We start from the raw sequence: 19310 nt of genomic DNA on the forward strand, positions 1-19310 counted from the left end.
AGCATCCTGGGCCGGATTAAACATTCACAATTTGGCAATACCGGGTGCCGGAAACACCCATATCAAAAACAGCATTATATTATGGCTTGAAAAACACAAACCTGATCCCAAGGACCTATTGATTATGATCATGTGGAGCGGAATTGAACGTGTGGATTGGATAACTGATCCAACACTTAGTAACTTTAAAAAGGCATACCCGTTTACCTATGATTATTCAGACTGTACTGAATTGGTGGTAGGTGGCAATTGGTGGACAAATCGTCAAATATCACTGGTAGAGCAAGCTCTAAGAGAATATACAAAATTTCAAAACAATCAAAGTCTGGCATTGACTTCCTGGCTAGCTATGACACAGTTAACTGATTATCTCAGACAAAGAGGTTATACGTTTTACTACACTGCCTGGCAGAATTTATGGTGTGAGGGTGATAAAACCAATCAATGGATCGACTATGGAGTAGAACTTGAAAAACTTAATCTGGTATTAGATACTGCTCCTTGGTTGTTTTTTGATCACAAGCATTTTCTAGGAACATGGGTAAAAACACACAATCATCTGTGGGAAGATAATCTACATCCTTCACGTATAGGACACGAACTATGGTGTCAGGAAGTGTTGATACCATTACTGATAGAAAAAAAAGCGTTATATGAACTTACCCCACGATAAATTTTGTATACTACCCTGGATCAGCCTAGAAGCCAGTCCCATTGGCACTGTACGACCCTGCTGCCTGGCCGATGACGAAATCCTGGACAATAACGGAAACAAGTTTGAATTATCTACTGCCAATTTTGTTGACATACAAATCAGTGATCACATGCGTGATTTACGCATTAAATTCTTAGCAGGCAACCGACCTGAAACATGTAGAAAATGTTGGAATGAAGAAGATGCAGGACGTAAATCAAAACGAATGCATACCCTGGATCGTCTTAAACACTCTGTAAAAGATGAACCATGGACCACAGATGCCAAGCCGCTAATGTTCCTGGATCTTAAACTGGGCAATATCTGCAATTTAAAATGTCGTATATGCGGTTCCTGGAGTTCAAGTCAGTTTGCCACAGAAGAACTAAACTTCATGCCGCGAGCAGAACAAAAAAGTTCACATGCATATCAAATGCTGCGAGCAGGAGCGTGGCCTAGGAAAAATGCACAATTCTGGAGCCAGATCGACACAGTGCTGACAGACATACGCTATATTGAATTCACCGGCGGCGAGCCATTCATGATTGCCGAACACTTTGCCATGCTGCAAGGTATTGTGGATCGCGGAATTGCACATCAAGTTGAAATACACTACAACACCAATGGTACTCAGTATCCAGAAAAGGCTATTGAGATCTGGCGTCATTTCAAAACAGTGGAAATTGCATTTAGTATTGATGATCTAGATCAACGCTTTGAATACCAGCGCACCAATGCTGTGTGGACTGAAGTGTGTGACAATCTAGAACGCTTTAGACAACTGCGTACACAATACCCAAACATTCAGTTGCAGTGTTGCAGCACTGTGAATGTGTTCAATGTGCGTTATATAGATCAGTTGGCATGGTGGATTTCTGAACAAAACTTTAATTTTGTGTACTGGAATATCATGCACGATGCCTGGTACTTTTCAATTGCTACTCTGCCGGATGCCGCCAAAACTGCTATCACACACCATTTGAGATTCAATGCTGCCCCGGCCTGCTACCAACAAGATATCAATGGTGTGATTGATTTTATGAATGGAGGAGCCAGCACAGATGGATCTGTACTGAGATCAAATATAGCAGAACTAGATCGCAAAAGAAATCAAGATTTAAAAAAAGTAGCACCCGAATTAGCAGATATACTTGGATATGAAAACTAAAATTATTTTAAGACTTGACGAATTCACTAGTTTTACTTCATACTATTTGGAATCATTATGGGGTAAATATTTTGATATTGAGTGGTACGATCCTAGCAAGACTTATGATCAATTAATGACATTGTTTGTAGTATGGTGGCAGAATGCAAATGATGATTACAGTAAAAATCTTCGAGATCACGGTTTCAAAGTAGTAGTTGATAATCTGTGGGAAGTATCAACTGGACGAACTGATTATTATTGGTTAGAAAATTCAAACTGGTACTGGTACAACGAAAGTTTATGGTGGCGCAGTATGGGATATCACAAGTACCAACCAAATAAACAATATTCTAAATTGGCATTTATGCCAATTAGTAGAGTTAGTGACACAAGAAATAAAATTGTTAGCAAACTTACATCAATGCTTGATAATTTTATTTGGAGTTATCGAGATAAAAAACTTCCAAATGATATAGACTCAACTGATAATCAATATTATCGATTCTTCAATCCCGAATGGTATGATAACACATATTTTAGTGCCGTGGTAGAAACTCAGCAACACGGTTCGCGTCATTGGGCAACAGAAAAAACATTCAAAGCCTATGCATATCATCATCCTTTTTTGTTGATAGGACAATATCACACATTGAAAAAACTCAAGCAATTGGGATTTGAAACATACAATAACATCTTTGACGAATCTTACGATGACATTGTTGATTTTGACTCAAGGCTTAACGCAGTTATAAAAAATATTGATAATTTTAATCCAGTGCCATACGACTCAGAGACTCAACGTCGATTACAACACAATCACGATCACTTCTTTGATCAAGTATTGGTGGAATCGCGAATAATCTCTGAGATTATAGAACCTCTATTAGACTATGCAAAAATCTAAATCACTATGCCTTGCTCCGTGGACGCACACCTATCTTTCGCCGCAGACTGAGCGTAGAATGTGCTGTGCGTCGCGAGAATCTGCACAGAACTTTGCACAGTACATAGATACCTCAGCAGGTACAGGGCGATACATTCCCATCACACTAGAGCAACACTGGAATGGCGAACACATGAGAAGTGTTCGCCAACGTATGATGGCCGGAGAAACCTTGCCTGAGTGCGAAGTGTGCAATGATCAATTGTTGAATACTGATGTGTATCGTACCTATTTTGAACATCTGTTCCGTCACAAGTTACCCGAAGTAATGACCAGTACTGCCCCTGACGGCAGCACCACTATGCAGCCCGTGAGCTGGGACTATCGCTTTAGTAATCTTTGCAACTTCAAGTGCAGAACATGTGGCGACATGTTGAGCAGCGCCTGGGAAAGCGAACAACGCCAGCATCACATGATTGACTGGACCAATCCCAAGAATGCCTGGATGCAGCCTGAAATTCGTCAAGAGATTGCTGCATTTCAAGACAGTCAAATTGAAAAAGAATTCTCAGACGCTGTGGAGCAGCATCGTGTGGAAGAAGTATACTGGGTAGGTGGCGAGCCGCTAATGTATGAACAACACTGGCGCTACATGGTTCGTATTGTTGAACTCAATGATGGTGGTAGAGTATATGCCAGATACAATACCAATCTCAGCAGAGTTGATTATGGTGGGCGTAATCTATTTCGCAACATACTGGCTCATGTACGCGACTGGCAACTATGCGCAAGTCTGGACGGGGTCGGCGCCACAGGAGAATACATCCGAACAGGACTTGACTATGACGTCTGGCTTGCAAACTTCCGTCAAGGATTACAGTACAGTTCACATCCGCGCCAGATGCGAATAGACTTTACGCTGACATTACCGGGTATGACACAGGTCATGGCCATACAGCAATTGGCTCAAGAACTGGGTGTACAGTTGCTGGCCAAAGTGGTGTTTAGTTTCAGTCCAGATATTGTGATGAGTCCATTGGTATTGCCCAAACACCTGCTGCATCCTTGGCTGGATGAGCTAATTGATGCCAGTTCCGGTGCCATGCGTGATGTACTAGTTCATTTAAAATCTCGCCCCACGTTTGACGAACAATGGCCGGACACTTATGCCCAAGGTCTTGCAAAAGGCCGTGCTAGAGTGTTACAATTAGAAAGCATACGCAAATCGTCAACTTCAATGGCTGATATTCTTTCAGCAAGACCTGCGGTGCTAGAATGGTGGAACCAACATGCTTGATACTATCCAGATGGATCTGAGAAGCACTGACGATCGAGTGTTGTCAGTGTACATTGACGTAGAGCACAACAGTCTTAGCCGCAAATGGTTGGCAGCACTAAATCAATTGATTCTACAGCAGAATCATTTGGAAAAGAATTACTGCTGGCTGGGCTGGGCCAAAAGTAAGCGCAACCCTGAATACATCTGTACACAGATAAATCGCAGTATACATGCTGTTAATGCAGCAGGCCTGGGATATAGCATACGAGACTTTTTTACACCAGCCAACACAATTGATTCTGATCTGGGCATTGATCATGATCATTTAAATCAATTGCACAGATACTTTGAAGATTTACAAGGTGTGTCAGGCGCAATGAGTCCGTATTACACCACAGCAGATGACACAACTCGTTGGCACATACGGCAACTAAATTTGCTATGCCATGAATTGGAAAGTCTAGTACTAAGCATTCGCAAGTTAAAAACAGCGCCTGAATGGCAACGTCCTTCGCAGCTGATGTGCTGGCTGCAAGCACCACGCTTTGAATTAGACTCCAAAGACTATGAACTGTTTGGAATAGAAACAATCAATAGATCCCTGGGCGGAGTATATGTAGGCGTAAACAAAGCTGTGGGCAAGCATCATTGGGAAGTGTTCACAGACGAAGGACGAGACAGCCGTGTGAACGAACTGGTAACCAGCACACTCAGATCACAAACTCAAGCAGCCGGCGACTTTGATATAGAATGGGCCAACGATCCTGGTGCATATCCATGGCAGATTGCATCACTTAAAGAATTCCGTACCTGGCTGGTGGCCAATAACTTTGATCCTGAAGATAAAAGTCTAACAATTGGACATCCTAAAGTAGCACAAGTGGATCTTGTGCGCAGTTTTGGCACCACAAATTACCGAGAAATATGGGCACAATTGTCGCAGCACCAGGATGTGTATAGAATAAGTACTAGTATGGCACAATCCACATACGAGTATCGTTGGAGTGACCCAGATTACGATCTACAACAAATAAGGAAACTGAAATGAACTGGCTAAAGAATTTATGGGCAAGAATCTCCCTGGAATATCGTTATCGCAAAAAATTAAAAGAGCTGCGCAAAAGAGATCCTTTTATCTATAAATGAATATACTAGGAGTCAGTGCAGGGTTTCATGACGCTGCTGCCACAGTGCTGAGTTCACAAGGTGATGTGCTGTTTGCTGGACACAGCGAACGCTATAGCAAACACAAGAACGACGCTAACTTTTGCCAGGGCTTACTGGATGATATTTTGCCATACGGCCCCGAACATGTGGCCTACTATGAACGTCCTTGGGCCAAGCAACTGCGTCAACTCTACAGCGGGCAAGGTATTGAATGGAACAAACTCACATTAGGACAAGTACTCAAGACACAGTTAGGCGGCTGGATCGAACCTACACGGGTGTCTAGCTACAGTCATCATTTGAGCCATGCAGCTTCAGGATTTCAAACCAGCCCGTTTGATCGTGCCACGGTTGTGGTGATAGATGCAGTAGGCGAATGGGAAACCATTACTATATGGGGAGCAGAATATGATTCAACGGGTCGTGCAATTTATAAACGACTGTGGCAACAAAATTACCCACATTCCATCGGACTCTTTTATAGTGCAGTCACTGGCCGCGTGGGCCTACACCCACTAGACGAAGAATACATCTTGATGGGCATGGCTGCTTATGGCAACCCAGGCACCAGTGAACTCATGCGAATGAATCTGGTGCAGGATGAATGGGAAATCAGATTCAAAGAAAATTTACACACAGGACTAGATCCCAAGTATCTGGAACATTTTAGTAACGCAGACCTGGCAGCAGGGGCACAGGATCTGGCAGAAGACCTGATACTAAATGTCATGATGCGGGCCCGCAACTTCAAGTTCAGCAACAATCTGGTTTATCAAGGCGGCGTCGCACTCAATTGCAGTGCCAACAGACGAATAGGAAATTATTTTGAAAACATTTGGATTATGCCTTGCCCTGGCGATGCTGGCTCTAGCCTGGGAGCCGCTGCGTTGGCTTATGGTCAGCGTGTTAATTGGACTAGTGCTTTTCTTGGCCATGATATCCCCGGTGCTTATCCTGTTAATCTACTTCTTGATAATCTTGTTACCACTGGCATTGTTGGCGTGGCCTCAGGTCGTGCAGAGTTTGGCCCCAGAGCTCTTGGAAACAGAAGCCTGCTTGCAGACCCCAGAGGACCGGACATAAAGGACCGTGTGAATGAAATCAAACGCCGTCAACAATTTCGACCATTTGCTCCTGTGATACTTGAAGAATTAGTTGATCAGTACTTTATCATGCCTCGTGGATGGGAACACAGTCCTTACATGCAGTCAGTGGGTCACTGTCGCAGCCCTGAACTGTATCCTGCTATTGTGCATCATGACGGCACCAGCAGAGTACAAACTGTGCCAAAAGATTCAACGTCAGGCATTAGAGAACTCTTGGAAAAATGGTATGTGATGACTGGCTGCCCCATGCTGCTGAACACCAGCCTAAACATACGTGGAGAGCCCATGGTAAATGATCGTGCGGACGCAGATCGATTTGAAGCCTTGTACGGTGTCACTGTGTGTAGTTAAGACGAGTAATCAAGCGGTCTAGACTGGGCCTAGAACGCTGTATAAACAATTGTTGATTGTGTACTAAGTCGGGCATGCATTTCAAATACCATTGATGCAGATCCTGCTGTTTGATTTGTTGCAGAGTTTGTTTTACCGCAAACCAACGTTGAGTATTGTCCACTATGCTATCGTAACTGTTGTTGATTACTGAATCAAACGTGCGATAGCCTGCAGAACGCAAAGCCGCCAGACTGCCCACGGCTCCTACTATCACAAATGGTTGTCCAAACTTCATGCACTTGTAGGTTTTTTCAGTGATAAAGGCACCGCCACTTTGATCCACATCGAACAGGGTTTCAATTGAGATGTGGCAATAGCTGTTGAGATAAAGATCAGTGTTGATCATTCTGTGATCGTTGTGTGCATCTGAATCAGGACCGTCACAGTAGTACGGACCATTGGCTAGAAACAATTTCAGTTTTTCAACCCAGACCTGATTGGATTGTATGCTGATGGGATTATCCTCTTCTCGATCATCTATAGTGCAATCAGTATTGTAACTCCATAAGCTGTTGGTTAGAATGCCATCAGCATGCAAGTCGCTCATTATGCTGCCGCGCCACCATTTGTGTATGCGATTTAATGCAGTAAAGTCATACGGTCTAGGAAGATCAGTCACAGGAGTATAGCCTTGACGACGATTAACATAACTCAAAAAGTATTCGTGATCCGGAAAGTAATAGCATCTGTCCACAGAATCGGCCGCTGTATTGGCACTCACAAACAAATAGCAATCCTGCGGCAACTGATGCAGCACACACAAACTGTCCAAGCGTTCTTGTATGCGATCAGGATTGTCCCCCTCGTGGTAGTAAAATAATACCTTTATTTCCTGCTGCTGCAATTTAGAAATTGTGTTGGGTTTCATTAGGCCAAAATAATCACAATCAAAATCGTGCCAGCCTAGTGCAACAGGATACCAGCTGCCTGTGGGTGCTTGATCTACTGTGCTGCTGGTCCAGACTGCACCCGCGTGTTTGAGATATACCAGCAGTCTAAACGCAATTGTTCTGGGCCAGGTATTGTCAAAGTCATCGGGGCCTAGTCCTAGATCAGCAAGATTAGGATATCCCAACTCAGGATCACTCATGGTGTCGTAGCAAAAATTTATCATGGGTCTATCTGTGCCAACATGTTGTTAAGTTCAGTCCACAATACTGCCTCAAAGCCACCGTTGTAGAAATGATTCCAGTTGTGTTCTATTACTTCTTGCGCCTGATCAAACAACTGTTGTTTGGCTTGTGTGGATAACACATCCAGACTCTTTAGTAGTTTAGCAATGCGCTCAATACGCACATCATCCTCTGCAGAATCATAACTCTCGTCCCAGATGTTGCCAAAGGTTCGGAATCCGTAACTGCGCAGGTATTCAAGACTACCTCGAGTTCCTACAATAACAAATGGCATGCCTAGAGCAATGGGCTTGAATGTCTTTTCGGTCAAATGATGTCTACGACCAGTGGCCACAGTTTCGGTCACAAGATACAGTAGACTTTCAGCTGACTCATCAAATAAGCTGAGCCAACAGCTATGCATGGGATGATCAGTTTCGTTCACAAAGTTAATGGGAAAGGTCTGTGCTGCAAATACAGATTCAATATCAGGATACTTTGTTGCCAAGGGCTTGACTGCTTGGTGTATGCTGATGTTCTCTGCAGGACATGTGTCAGGGCAACTGACATGATTATGCGTCATGCCATGTTTAAATATGTAGTACAGCATTTCTAATCTATGCTGTCGCTCACCAGCCACAATACGGTTAGGAGCAATAAATGTCTTTGTAATAGTGCGTTCTTGAATTGGCCGGATCAAAAAAGTTTTATCATATCCGCGATACCAATCCAATGCTGCCCACCCATGAAAGAAATAGTAAGCAGGCGTCCACTTGAATTGATCACACACATATTCAACATTTTCACTGTCATGTTCGCTGGTCAACAAAACACCTGCACTGTAGTGGTGTTGAAATCTAATATAGTCAGTAGCACCGTCATGGGTTATGTCTAAATTATAGTTGCATACTTTTTCAAAAGTAGCCATGTGTATGTTCAAATGAATAGGCTCTTGGTCATAAATGAATATATAATTGTGTTCGTGAGCAGTATCACTACCATAACTAACCACACTGTCTGGATCACTACGCCCAAAAGGATCGCAATGAAACACTCTGTAACCTGGGCGATTCTTTCGGAACCAAGGCCAAAAAGTGTTGTTGTAAATTTCATCTATTCTAATCATTAATGTTTGACGTATTTTATTCTGGAAAGAAACCCAACGTGTTTGTGCATGAGCGTGAAGCTGACAGCATTGAGCATGCGCAGACTCTAAGTCGTACTAGATATTTTTGGTGGATCACATACTTAGCTGATTACAGCACACATGACTGGGATTTTCAACCTGTACCTTGGCAAAGCGAATACACTCACACATGGCCCAGTCAGCATCATGAATACTCAGGTACATATCTTGTGCCTAAGTCTGGTGAGATTAAATATCACTTTCATAAAAAAATTATCCCCAATCGATCTACCACTGACTTTGATACTATAGTAGATCGTGCAGAGTTCGATCTCACCTGGGCACCGCACCCACACGATCCTCCTTACACCTATGTATTTGGTAACCAGTGGTGGCCTGCCAATCGAATGCCCACAATAGAATATCATGTGCCTGGCGCAACTGAACGCAAATACATGGATAAGCCTCAGGCTCGACTGTTGGAAACTCACAACGATTGCTGGCATACCCTGGTTGATTGTGAGTGGGATTACACTTGGGTGCCTGATCCTGGTGATCCACCTTTAATATATGTGTTTGGTAATCAGTGGTGGCCTGCCAACCGAATGCCCACTGTGGAATATCATGTGCCAGGTGCAACTGAACGCAAGTACATGACATGGCCCAGAGCCACGTTGAGCCCTAATACGGCACCATGGACTGTGCCCGACTCAGTTGATCCTGCAGGCGTAGATTTTAGCTGGGTACCTGACCCAGGTGAACCGCCTTATGTGTATCAGTTTGCCACACAGCATCAAAAGACTGGGGGCCCGACATACACTGTGCCAGGTGCATCAGAAGTCAAGTATCTTGCAGAACTAAAAATTCGCACTGTAGGCAAGGCCACAGCCATATACGAGATTGATCACATGGATGGTGCTGCTGGTCAAATAGACAAGACCACTCGTCGAGTGCGATACTTTGACAACTATAGAGATACCCTGATACGCTTGGCCAAGAGCATAGGCACAGAACATGAATATGTCTGGGTATGCAGTAGCATCTGCGATTACACTGACTTTGACTTTTCCTGGCACCCCGAGCAATGGCAAAGCACCATGCTGCATGTGTTTGCCAGCAATGAACAAAAGTTTGGAGACACATTCTTCATGCATGTGCCTACCTTTGCTGAGTCGGCAGAACGCAAGCCATTGCTGGAATGGTATGATTGTAATTTTGTTGATAGTATTGTGCCACGCCGGCGCATGCCTGTGATTGAGCATGCCGGCGATAGCAATGTTGATGCAGTTAAAACTACCGAATGGTCAGGACCTGTAGCACTGTTTACTACCAATGGTGTGCCCATGACTATCCCGGCTGTGAACTTGTGGCGCTCAGAAACCAAAACAATAACACCCCTGAGCTCAGGAGCAAGTGCAGTGGTTGTTCCAAAGTCTGCTGTACCATACATCAAAACACAAATGTATGATTATCCCTACATTGACAAAACACAACAACAGCGTCACGGTGACACCAAATTAGATATTGTGTTTATTTCAAACGGTGAGATCAACGCTGAAGATAATTGGACAATTCTAGAAAGCAGAATTACAGGACTAGAGACAAATAAATTACACAGAGTTGATCGGGTGAATGGTCGTGCTGATGCTTATCATGCAGCAGCTGAAGCCAGTACTACGCCGTGGTTCTTTGCTGTGTTTGGCAAGCTGGCAATTGATTTTGACTTTGATTGGTCCTGGCAACCTGATAGAATGCAACAGGCCAAACACTATATCTTTCATGCTCTGAATCCTGTCAATGGACTAGTATACGGACATCAGGCCATGATTGCATACAACCGACAATTGACCTTGGCCAATCCCGGAGTGGGACTAGACTTTACGCTGGACTCACCACATGAAGTAGTGCCCATCTTGAGTGGCATAGCACACTATGACACCTCTCCGTGGTCATCTTGGCGTACTGCATTTAGAGAAGTTCTAAAACTTCAAGCCAGCTTGCCAGATGTGGAAAATGAATACCGTCTAAACAAATGGCTTGATATCAATGGCGATGTCGTCGCCGTTGGCGACGAAGCAGATCCGCAGTGGAGTCGACTTGGTGCACAAGATGCTGTAGAATATTACAATCAAGTCAACGGTGACTTTAATGCGCTAAAGAAAAGCTATGAGTGGGAGTGGCTTGCAAGTTATGCATTTGTCAAACGCAGCTTATTACCGCATCAATGATGTATTCTGCTTCTGAGTCAGTGAGCTCAGGATAGATTGGCAGACTCAAACAGCGTCGGCTTAGAGAATAGCAGGCACCCAACACGTCAGGAGCAGCACAATCTTGATAAGGATTCAAGGCCTGGATAGGATCTAGATAATGTACTTTGGTTTCAATGCCAAGATCAGCCAGCGCCTGATGTAGGTGATCTCTATGATCAACGTCAATTACAAATTTGTGATAGCAATGATCTTGATAGTTTGTGGAGTCAATCAGCGAACGAATTCCTGAGTGACTTAGTCGTTCCATCCAGTGTCGTGCAATCTCTCCCCGGCGGGTTTGCCACGCATCTATGTAACGAGTCTTGACCATCATTTGAGCACAGTCAACTTCACTCATTCGCGAGTTTGTGCCTGTTTGCGCACTGCTGCTGATGCGATATGATTTGTTTCTGATCCAGTTTCTAGCAAAAGCATTCAAAAGTTCACTATCAGTAATCACTGCTCCGCCGTTGCTGTAGTTGTTGAAGTTCTTGGTGGGGTCAAAACTGATAGCAGCCGCAAATCCTGTTCGCGTACAGTCGCGACTCAGCCAGTGTTGTGCAGCATCTTCTACACATGTTCTAGAATATTTTGCATTTTGCCACTCTTGATATTTGCCACTTAATGCATGTCCATACAAGCCAACAGGACAAATCACTGTGGCGTCTTTGTGAACCGTTGCCAAATCCATTAGGCCATATGCATTGATATCTGCCACGGTCACAGTCCAACCTGCTCGTCGCCAGGCATTGGCAGTGGCCACATAGGTCATTGCAGGAACTGAAACTGTTGTTTTGTTTCCATCTCTAAGAAAACTAGCAATACTTTCCAGGGCCTGTGTGCCTGAATGACATGTGATTGCATACAGGCTGTGATTTTTCTTGGCCAGCCAGGATTCAAATTGGTCGGTATATTCGCCGCTCATGAAATTGCCTGAGCGCAACACAGTATCTGTTGCGTCCAGGATCTCCTCACGGAGACGGTTATACTGTCTTGGGAGCCCAGTAAAGGCTATTTTTAAGCCATTCATAATACTTTTCAAAGCCTTGTTCTACATCTACTTTGGGATCAAATCCAAAGTCTCTACGTGCAGCATCAATGTTCAGCGCACCGCGACTTGGGAAGTCAGCATCTTTATCTTTAACTAATAATGTTCCGCCCCCGGCTAACTTCAATGCTAGCTGTGCGGCTTCTAATAAGGTGCGACTATGACTTTTGGTGATATTATATGTTTTGTTATCAGTATTGAGGCTTAGTGCGGCTGCAACAATACCATCTGCGGCATCGTCAACGTAAGTAAAGTCTAATGTTTCATTTGCACCATTTACATTTAATATCCCACCGCGCATGGCAGCAAGCATGAATTTTGCAATGACTCTATCTTCCACATCCAAGGGTCCATACACAGCACTGGGACGAATGATAGTGTGTACAATATTGTCTCTACGACTGTAGTCTCGTACCAGCCATTCACCTGCCAGTTTCATAATACCATATTGACCTTGTGGTCGGCACTCTTGATCTTCTGTCACATCATCCACAAAGTCGCCATACACCATGGAACTGCTGATGTACACAAATTTGCGTGTATCATAGTCTCGGCTGGCTTCCAGCAAGTTCAGTAGTCCTTCACTCATCACACGACTGCCTGCCGCAGGGTTGGCATTGACCACTTTCTGTCGCGGAAAGCTGGCCATGTGAATCACAATCTCTGGCTGTTCAATGTTGAACACCTTGTTCACAGCATAGCTATCACAAATGTCATACTTGTAGTAGCCACTCAGGTTGATTTTCTTGATACGTTCTTCGATCAGATAATCGATCTCAGACTGAGGAATGATTCCGTAGTTGGTTTGTATGTCCATGATAGACACAATATGCCCTTGGTCCTGCAGTCGCCGGACCACATTGTGCCCAATCAGTCCCAGGCCGCCGGTTACTAGTATATTCATTTTCCTGCCCATTTTAATTGAAACATCATGTAAATTTTTTCATCCATCAACCCATTATCGCTGACATAGTGCCAATATCGACCAGGTTGCACTATACCCGGTGCTCCATATATTTTTCGTAACCAACTCTCTTGATCTTGAGTGAGTTTGTTAGGAGTACGATACATCATTACTGGCACAAATTTAGTACCATCCCACATCTGCTTTTGCACAGGCGGACGGGCTATAGCCACAGCATCTATGTATTCAATCATGTGTATTTCAGTTTGAAAAACGTTTGATCTGATTCGCTGAGCCTGGCTACAATATTGAATCGATATGAATAGCAGCTGACATCCAGGTAACGACTCCACCAAGGAGTCTCCACAGCATGGGCCATTACCCAAGCACCTGCTTCACTGTGTTCCCAGTCCGCCAATGGTCCAGCAGCATGTATCACAGGATCTTCAAGTTCTGCTACACTAAAAGAATGAACAACCAGGTCCGAAAACGCCACTGGTTGTTCATTGATGATTTTAACCTCTCGAGGCTTCCAGTGTGATTGTTCAGTTGGTGCAGCAGTTATGGTCATGTGTTAGTGTAACACACCAACAGTTACTTTGCAACTAGATCGGCTGCCATTGGAAAGATTGCTGCAATGGCTTGAGCACATGCCAACGCAACAATTTGATGCTCTTTCTGGGTACCATTGGCACTCCTGAGTTCAATGAAGTGAATCCAGGATCTCAAGGTGCCGTTCATGTATAGTCTGCTCACAGTGTTGCCTTCAGGCAGGATAGCCCGGGCCTGTTCCTTGGCAATACCCAGTTCAATGGCTCGGGCATAGTGCTTGCGAACCAGATCAATTACTTCTTGTTGTGCGCTGTCCCACCATAGTGCAAGATCAGCGTCATCGCTTGCTATACTGTTTTGTCTATTCCGTGTGTCCTGGAGTCGGGCTTCTCTAAGTACAAAGTCAAGATCTTTTGTTGGGTCAGCATAACGTTGGCTAAACTCCTGGAACGCAAAGCTACGGTGTCTAAGGATTTGCCTTGCAATATCTCTTGTTGTCGTAATTTCCACGCAAGCTGAAACCATTTCGAGTGGGCTCCAGTGAGCATGTTTAACCAGGTATCGAATGAGTCTTTCTGATGTGTCGGTGTTGAGCTGATTGGCAGGATTGGACACACGGGCGCAATACGCAATGAGCTCTTGGGCATTGTCGATTCCCGACTCTGCAAACTCCTTCGTGGGCTGACTGTGGCTGAGTAGTCGAACATTCATAGACTTTTTAATAATTTATCCGTGGCTGGTTGAACAATGTTGGCAACAGCATTTACGTCCACCACAAAGTCAATGGTACGCACAGTGTCGCCTAGCGAGCTAAGGTTGCGATTAAGCAGTTCTTCAATTTCATCGTTGTCAAGCCCGTCCCGTCTTAGTCTAGCTAGATTGATGGTCTTCTGACGATTGCCATCTATGCGAACGATCATTTTATTGATGCATTCTAACGGAACTTCGGTCTTTTCTACTTCTGAAATTATATGATCCCACTTGGACAGGAATTCTTCACTCAGCGGCATGGGCAGCGACTTTGGCTTTGGCAGGTCGTCCCTTTTTCACTACTGGCTTCTCAGCTTCCATCACTGGCATGGGTGCCATCTTGGGCAAGTCCATCATTCGTACACCAGGAAACATTTTTTCTGCTTCCTTCTTCATTCTAGCAGCTTCGTTGATCATGCCAGTTGCTTCGTTGTGCATGCGTACCGCCTGGGTAAGCATGTCAGCAGCAATAGATTTATCATCCAGAGCACCGTTGACCGGTGCAGCAGAATAACCAGTGGTTGGTTTATTTTGTTGTGCCTTGTAGGCAGCTTCTGCTTGGCGCTTGACCTTGGGATCTACCAATCCTGCATTGTTGTCCAGGTCAGCCATCTTCTTGATTGCATCAGATCCCAGTTTCATTTCGTTCAGGATCTTGTTGAGCTCACTCAGTCGAACATTTGAATTGGCACTGGGTGTTACCAAAACGTGTTCAGTATTCACACGCTTCATTAATCTTTCGGCATGCAGAGCCTGTAGCATGTTGCGACCATCTGGGAACAGGTTGCGATTCAGTGCATCTGCCAATTCTTCTGCTGCTTGTCCAACAGGACTTTCCAGAACCTTCATCAGGGGATCATGAATGTGCATGGCAAGGAGATCAGGATAGATAACCAAGCACATGTGCTCGTCACCGGGGATCTGTCTAAAGACTACTGCAATCTTGCGATCGCCGTGTTTGCCAATGTGTTTTAAAAATCTTGCCATGTTATTCTCCTTGGGGTTGTGTTTCAACTGGTGCCTGTGCTTCTTGAGCCTGGGCAATAGCGGTGGTGACAAATTGATCTAGCTTTTCATACAAGATTCCAATTTCTCGGGCTTCGCTGGCACCAAAGGCACCGCGTTTGAATGCAGCATCGATCACATTACGGCACGCCGCAATATCGTTGATTGTGAGTTGAAGTGTAGTGTCATCCATACAGATATTTACAATAGAAAATCCCCAGACATAAATTTATCTGGGGATTTCGGTAAAACTGATGTCAGTTTATTTTTCGTCGTAGTAGGCAAATTGTCCCCAGGGTGGTACAATTGTTGTGGTACCATGCAGGATAAACACTGTGTCTGTGTAGTTTTCATCACCCCATGAACCAAACGGATAGCCGTCTGTGAACATGACCAGCCGCTTGGGCTCAATCTCATGTTCCTTCAGGTAATTGTACACACAATCAAAGTCTGTTCCGCCGCCGCCCTTGACCTCGTAGTCGCAGATGTCATCCAGGTTGTCACTGTCATACTGCACAGGATTGTAGGCCTCAGTATCAAACGTGACCACATGAATACGGTATGCCGGGAACGATTCCATGATGCCTTGAATCTCACTTAGAAAGTCTTTCAGCATCTTTTCACTGATACTGCCACTAGCGTCCAGGGCCACAGCAATATCAATCATGGGATCCAGTTTCATACCGGGCATGACTGCATCCATGTGCCAACCTTTGCGGCTGGCTCGCATCCAGGTAAAGTCACTTTTAATAGTGCTTTCTAACTGCATACGCAACAGTTCACGCCAGTCCATCTTGGGCTCTGTAAGATCCTGAATCAGACGCTTGACGCCTGCGGGCAAGTTGCCTGCTCCGTCCACTGTGGCAGCAGCCGCCAACATGGCTTCCTTGATCTCGTCCTTGATGGCCTGACGTTCTTCAGCTGTGAGCTTGGGACGACCCTTGCCCTTGCCTTCACCGTCACTGTCACCTCCATCACTGTCGCTGTCGCTGTCGCCTTCACCATCCAGATGCTCGTCAATCATTTGATCCAGCAATTTGCCAATATCAATCTTGTCTGCTTTTTCATACAGTTTGTCGTAGACTTCTTCTGAGCTCAAGCCATCATACTTGGGATCATGCAAACAAGGCACTGATGTGATCTTTTCACCTACCTTGTGCTTGATCAAGTCTGCGTTTACACAATAGTCATTGGCAATGTTCCACAACTGTGGATCTCTGTCGCCACGCCGTCCAAAGTGATCATACACACAATGCAGAACCTCATGTCCAAACAAGAATTCAATTTCTCTGGGACGCAACATCTTGATGAAGCGGCTGTTGTAATAAAAGTGACGTCCGTCTGTGGCAGCAGTTGGGCACCATTCGTCAGCATTGACCAATTTCAAGCGGGTGGCCAAGTTACCAAAGAAGCTGGCCTTGAGCAATAGTCCCACACGGGCTGTGATCAAGAGTTCACGTACTTCTCGATCCACCTTGGGCTCAGTGGGCCCAATCAAATTAGCGAACTTTTTCTTGTCTTCTTTTGTGGCTGTGGTAGATGTCATGTGTGTCCTTTGCTGCTTATGTGTAATTATAACACAAGAGTGATTAATGGTCAAGCCCGCAGTTCAGCAGCACGTTCGCAGGCATAGTTTAAGGCAGTCTGTGCATTGTACATCTCATTACGAGCACGTCTAACCCACTGCTCACGGTCCGAAACATCTCTTTGGTGTGCTTCGTGATATGCAACCAGTTTCTCGGAGTATTGCAGTGCAAGTTCTTGAACAGTGTAAGTCATTTCCGGGCTCCTTGTTGCTGTGTATGTGTGTATTATAGCACAAGAGCGAATAATGGTCAAATCGGTTAAAACAGCCCGGAATCCTGACCTTTGCGGTTTAGATACTTGAGCTGGAACCAAGAGTGTGCTGCTTCTGTAAAGAAGTCCAGGTGCACCTGCGGACTATAGTGGTGCCGTCTTTCCTCAATAAAAATGTTGCCGTCCTTGATGGTCGTCATGTAAGGTTCTAGTCCCTGATGATCACGAGATGTAAAACCCAGTTCACGCCGCATGATGTGCCGCATGCGAATTGTGTTGCCATAAGTCTGAGTCAACAGATCTAGAATCTCCATCCAGTCTGCAGGATCATGGAATACCACAAGATTCTTTTTTACCGTTACCCGGCCCATACTACTTGGTACCTGAATGCGCCAGTTGAAAAAATGTCAGTTCTTTTTCGCTGGCAAGATAGATACGATAGTCCTTGTATGCAACCGAATATGCCCAGTGTGGATTTGTATCTTCTGCCTGTACCTCAACATCAGGGTTGCGTATTTTGCAACGCTTGATAGCAACTAGAGTTTCCACATCCTGGCTCCAGCCCCAGGTGCGATTCATCCAGCGTCGGGCACGGTCAAAATCCAGGACACCGGTGCCAACCCAACTACTTTTGGAAAACTCCAGCACATAGCCAAAGCTACCAGAATGACTATATCGAAGATCTAATTTGGTTACTTGGTATTTCATCTGTAGCTGCTTCGCTGTAACATATAGGGTTTATTAACTTGGTAGTAGTTCTTGAAAATGTTCTCGTAGTCCTGCCAGTTGCAATGTGCCCATTGTTCTTTATAATCACGATCCTGAGTTGACTGTAATCTTGACCAAAATAGTTTTTTATTATGACCGGTCACTTGCGATTGTGCCTTGGATTCAACATCGTAATATCTCAAAATCTCGCCAGATTTTTCAGAATACACCACCCATCCCATGCTCTATTCCTTGTGATAAGAAAACCGGAACTGCTGTCACACAGTCCCGATCAATTTAGGCACTGGCCTGCAAAATGTACTTGCCGTACTTGGCGTGGAAGGCGTCAAAGTTCTTGAGCTTGGTAGGCAGGAACGGCAAGTCGTATGTGGTCAATGCAATACGAGCACCCATCACAGTCAACTCAGTTTCAAAGTTCTTCATCATGTAGCCCAGAAAGTTGTCTGCCATGCTGTGAAACTGTGCGTCTGCTGGCTTGAGCTCAACATGGGCCTTGAGCTCATAGCACATGGAGATCACCAAACTGTACATGGCACTGACTTCTTTTACATTCAAGTCTGTGACCTTGCCACTCAAGATGTCTGCAGGGTTGGGCATGCGTCCAGCCACCTTGCGGTGTGCCATGAACTTCACAGCAAGTCCTTCACCCACAGTACCTGCAATCAGGTTGGTAAGTGTGTCGTCGTCTGTGGCACCTTGGTCCAGTAACTGGCTCACAAAGCTCCAGGAACGCGGAGTAGCAAACGCACGTGAACTTGACTTGGCATCAAAGTCATACAGGTCCTGTTTGGCAAAGCTCAAGTAACCAACCACTTCGGGATGGATCTTGTTCTCCACAGCCCAGGTCTGCCAACTAGCAAAGTCCACCTTCATCTCCTGGTGAATAAAGCGATTTGCCAAGGGTGTGGGCATGCGATATGTAACGCCTTTGTCGCTTTCACGATTGCCTGCGGCTACCATGACAACATTGTCCGGCAAACGATATTTGCCAATACGTCGATTCAGAATCAACTGATATGCTGCACTCTGCACTGACGGAGCAGCTGAGTTCAACTCATCCAAGAACAGCACCACAATAGGGTATGCTGCTGACATTTCTTCATCGGGTAATTCAATAGGAGGTGCCCAGTCCATCTTGCCAAGATCCTTGTTGTAGAAAGGGATACCACGAATGTCAGTGGGTTCCATCTGTCCCAGGCGCAGATCAATCATGAGTCCGCCAAGATCTTTAGTGATGCCTTCTACCAGTTCACTTTTGCCAATGCCCGGAGGACCCCACAAGAATAATGGACGTTTGACTTCAAATGCCTTGAGCAGGCTTTTACGAGCCTGGATGGCTGTGACTGTGCGTGAATCTGACATGGAG

General features: G+C 45.0%; 21 protein-coding genes. 7 read left to right on the forward strand and 14 right to left on the reverse strand.

Going from position 1 to position 19310, the window contains the following annotated elements:
* The first annotated feature begins 31 nt into the window (after positions 1 to 31).
* From ABW391_RS00410 to ABW391_RS00435, 6 genes are all read left to right on the forward strand, one after another.
* Positions 32 to 673, forward strand: a complete 642-nt coding sequence (locus ABW391_RS00410) for a hypothetical protein (protein ID WP_502916306.1) — start codon at positions 32 to 34, stop codon at positions 671 to 673.
* Positions 654 to 1862: a twitch domain-containing radical SAM protein gene (locus ABW391_RS00415; RefSeq protein ID WP_353479855.1), complete on the forward strand. Its 1209-nt coding sequence runs from the start codon at positions 654 to 656 to the stop codon at positions 1860 to 1862. The genes ABW391_RS00410 and ABW391_RS00415 overlap by 20 nt, the downstream gene beginning before the upstream one ends.
* Positions 1852 to 2748: a hypothetical protein gene (locus tag ABW391_RS00420; protein ID WP_353479856.1), complete on the forward strand. Its 897-nt coding sequence runs from the start codon at positions 1852 to 1854 to the stop codon at positions 2746 to 2748. The genes ABW391_RS00415 and ABW391_RS00420 overlap by 11 nt, the downstream gene beginning before the upstream one ends.
* Positions 2735 to 4024, forward strand: coding sequence for a twitch domain-containing radical SAM protein (locus ABW391_RS00425; RefSeq protein WP_353479857.1), 1290 nt, complete (start codon positions 2735 to 2737; stop codon positions 4022 to 4024). Before ABW391_RS00420 ends, ABW391_RS00425 begins: the two co-directional genes overlap by 14 nt.
* Positions 4017 to 5054 (forward strand): hypothetical protein, encoded by a 1038-nt coding sequence (locus ABW391_RS00430; RefSeq protein ID WP_353479858.1) that lies wholly within the window; start codon positions 4017 to 4019, stop codon positions 5052 to 5054. Before ABW391_RS00425 ends, ABW391_RS00430 begins: the two co-directional genes overlap by 8 nt.
* Positions 5055 to 5148: 94 nt before the next feature.
* Entirely contained in the window at positions 5149 to 6630 is a 1482-nt protein-coding gene (locus ABW391_RS00435; protein ID WP_353479859.1) for a carbamoyltransferase C-terminal domain-containing protein, read from the forward strand.
* On the opposite strand, the gene ABW391_RS00440 is transcribed toward ABW391_RS00435, so the two are convergent.
* Entirely contained in the window at positions 6614 to 7786 is a 1173-nt protein-coding gene (locus ABW391_RS00440; RefSeq protein WP_353479860.1) for a hypothetical protein, read from the reverse strand. The genes ABW391_RS00435 and ABW391_RS00440 overlap by 17 nt on opposite strands.
* Positions 7783 to 8910 (reverse strand): hypothetical protein, encoded by a 1128-nt coding sequence (locus ABW391_RS00445; protein WP_353479861.1) that lies wholly within the window; start codon positions 8908 to 8910, stop codon positions 7783 to 7785. The genes ABW391_RS00440 and ABW391_RS00445 overlap by 4 nt, the downstream gene beginning before the upstream one ends.
* Positions 8911 to 8912: 2 nt before the next feature.
* On the opposite strand from ABW391_RS00445, the gene ABW391_RS00450 reads away from it, so the two are divergent.
* Positions 8913 to 11138, forward strand: coding sequence for a hypothetical protein (locus ABW391_RS00450; RefSeq protein WP_353479862.1), 2226 nt, complete (start codon positions 8913 to 8915; stop codon positions 11136 to 11138).
* On the opposite strand, the gene ABW391_RS00455 is transcribed toward ABW391_RS00450, so the two are convergent.
* From ABW391_RS00455 to ABW391_RS00510, 12 genes are all read right to left on the reverse strand, one after another.
* Positions 11110 to 12189, reverse strand: a complete 1080-nt coding sequence (locus tag ABW391_RS00455; RefSeq protein ID WP_353479863.1) for a DegT/DnrJ/EryC1/StrS family aminotransferase — start codon at positions 12187 to 12189, stop codon at positions 11110 to 11112. The genes ABW391_RS00450 and ABW391_RS00455 overlap by 29 nt on opposite strands.
* Positions 12143 to 13111, reverse strand: coding sequence for an NAD-dependent epimerase/dehydratase family protein (locus ABW391_RS00460; RefSeq protein WP_353479864.1), 969 nt, complete (start codon positions 13109 to 13111; stop codon positions 12143 to 12145). The genes ABW391_RS00455 and ABW391_RS00460 overlap by 47 nt, the downstream gene beginning before the upstream one ends.
* The gene (locus tag ABW391_RS00465) at positions 13108 to 13365 is read right to left on the reverse strand and encodes a hypothetical protein (RefSeq protein ID WP_353479865.1); all 258 of its coding nucleotides are present in this window, start codon (positions 13363 to 13365) and stop codon (positions 13108 to 13110) included. Before ABW391_RS00465 ends, ABW391_RS00460 begins: the two co-directional genes overlap by 4 nt.
* The gene (locus ABW391_RS00470; RefSeq protein WP_353479866.1) at positions 13362 to 13682 is read right to left on the reverse strand and encodes a hypothetical protein; all 321 of its coding nucleotides are present in this window, start codon (positions 13680 to 13682) and stop codon (positions 13362 to 13364) included. Before ABW391_RS00470 ends, ABW391_RS00465 begins: the two co-directional genes overlap by 4 nt.
* 23 nt (positions 13683 to 13705) lie before the next feature.
* Entirely contained in the window at positions 13706 to 14374 is a 669-nt protein-coding gene (gene thyX / locus ABW391_RS00475; protein ID WP_353479867.1) for an FAD-dependent thymidylate synthase, read from the reverse strand.
* Entirely contained in the window at positions 14371 to 14583 is a 213-nt protein-coding gene (locus ABW391_RS00480; protein ID WP_353479868.1) for a hypothetical protein, read from the reverse strand. Before ABW391_RS00480 ends, thyX begins: the two co-directional genes overlap by 4 nt.
* A gap of 76 nt (positions 14584 to 14659) precedes the next feature.
* Positions 14660 to 15400 (reverse strand): hypothetical protein, encoded by a 741-nt coding sequence (locus ABW391_RS00485; protein ID WP_353479869.1) that lies wholly within the window; start codon positions 15398 to 15400, stop codon positions 14660 to 14662.
* Position 15401: 1 nt separating this feature from the next.
* On the reverse strand, positions 15402 to 15611 hold the full coding sequence (locus tag ABW391_RS00490; RefSeq protein WP_353479870.1) for a hypothetical protein: 210 nt from the start codon (positions 15609 to 15611) through the stop codon (positions 15402 to 15404).
* Positions 15612 to 15680: 69 nt separating this feature from the next.
* Entirely contained in the window at positions 15681 to 16964 is a 1284-nt protein-coding gene (locus tag ABW391_RS00495) for a vWA domain-containing protein (RefSeq protein WP_353479871.1), read from the reverse strand.
* A gap of 298 nt (positions 16965 to 17262) precedes the next feature.
* Positions 17263 to 17556, reverse strand: coding sequence for a hypothetical protein (locus tag ABW391_RS00500; protein ID WP_353479872.1), 294 nt, complete (start codon positions 17554 to 17556; stop codon positions 17263 to 17265).
* A gap of 31 nt (positions 17557 to 17587) precedes the next feature.
* Entirely contained in the window at positions 17588 to 17923 is a 336-nt protein-coding gene (locus ABW391_RS00505) for a hypothetical protein (protein ID WP_353479873.1), read from the reverse strand.
* Between the two features lie 297 nt (positions 17924 to 18220).
* Positions 18221 to 19306: an AAA family ATPase gene (locus ABW391_RS00510; protein WP_353479874.1), complete on the reverse strand. Its 1086-nt coding sequence runs from the start codon at positions 19304 to 19306 to the stop codon at positions 18221 to 18223.
* Between the last annotated feature and the right edge of the window lie 4 nt (positions 19307 to 19310).

Origin of the sequence: Haliscomenobacter sp. (assembly GCF_040403615.1) — a bacterium.
In the GTDB taxonomy this organism is placed as follows: domain Bacteria; phylum Bacteroidota; class Bacteroidia; order Chitinophagales; family Saprospiraceae; genus Haliscomenobacter.

Bases quoted from the DNA above. Each gene is read 5' to 3' on its own strand.
- ABW391_RS00440 (WP_353479860.1), bottom strand. From the start codon at position 7,786: ATGATAAATTTTTGCTACGACACCATGAGTGATCCTGAGTTGGGATAT.
- ABW391_RS00415 (WP_353479855.1), top strand. From the start codon at position 654: ATGAACTTACCCCACGATAAATTTTGTATACTACCCTGGATCAGCCTA.
- ABW391_RS00480 (WP_353479868.1), bottom strand. From the start codon at position 14,583: ATGATCGTTCGCATAGATGGCAATCGTCAGAAGACCATCAATCTAGCT.
- ABW391_RS00495 (WP_353479871.1), bottom strand. From the start codon at position 16,964: ATGACATCTACCACAGCCACAAAAGAAGACAAGAAAAAGTTCGCTAAT.
- ABW391_RS00510 (WP_353479874.1), bottom strand. From the start codon at position 19,306: ATGTCAGATTCACGCACAGTCACAGCCATCCAGGCTCGTAAAAGCCTG.
- ABW391_RS00425 (WP_353479857.1), top strand. From the start codon at position 2,735: ATGCAAAAATCTAAATCACTATGCCTTGCTCCGTGGACGCACACCTAT.
- ABW391_RS00470 (WP_353479866.1), bottom strand. From the start codon at position 13,682: ATGACCATAACTGCTGCACCAACTGAACAATCACACTGGAAGCCTCGA.
- ABW391_RS00435 (WP_353479859.1), top strand. From the start codon at position 5,149: ATGAATATACTAGGAGTCAGTGCAGGGTTTCATGACGCTGCTGCCACA.
- ABW391_RS00490 (WP_353479870.1), bottom strand. From the start codon at position 15,611: ATGGATGACACTACACTTCAACTCACAATCAACGATATTGCGGCGTGC.
- ABW391_RS00465 (WP_353479865.1), bottom strand. From the start codon at position 13,365: ATGATTGAATACATAGATGCTGTGGCTATAGCCCGTCCGCCTGTGCAA.
- ABW391_RS00420 (WP_353479856.1), top strand. From the start codon at position 1,852: ATGAAAACTAAAATTATTTTAAGACTTGACGAATTCACTAGTTTTACT.
- ABW391_RS00455 (WP_353479863.1), bottom strand. From the start codon at position 12,189: ATGAATGGCTTAAAAATAGCCTTTACTGGGCTCCCAAGACAGTATAAC.
- ABW391_RS00430 (WP_353479858.1), top strand. From the start codon at position 4,017: ATGCTTGATACTATCCAGATGGATCTGAGAAGCACTGACGATCGAGTG.
- ABW391_RS00445 (WP_353479861.1), bottom strand. From the start codon at position 8,910: ATGATTAGAATAGATGAAATTTACAACAACACTTTTTGGCCTTGGTTC.
- ABW391_RS00450 (WP_353479862.1), top strand. From the start codon at position 8,913: ATGTTTGACGTATTTTATTCTGGAAAGAAACCCAACGTGTTTGTGCAT.
- ABW391_RS00485 (WP_353479869.1), bottom strand. From the start codon at position 15,400: ATGGCAAGATTTTTAAAACACATTGGCAAACACGGCGATCGCAAGATT.
- ABW391_RS00460 (WP_353479864.1), bottom strand. From the start codon at position 13,111: ATGAATATACTAGTAACCGGCGGCCTGGGACTGATTGGGCACAATGTG.
- thyX (WP_353479867.1), bottom strand. From the start codon at position 14,374: ATGAATGTTCGACTACTCAGCCACAGTCAGCCCACGAAGGAGTTTGCA.
- ABW391_RS00505 (WP_353479873.1), bottom strand. From the start codon at position 17,923: ATGAAATACCAAGTAACCAAATTAGATCTTCGATATAGTCATTCTGGT.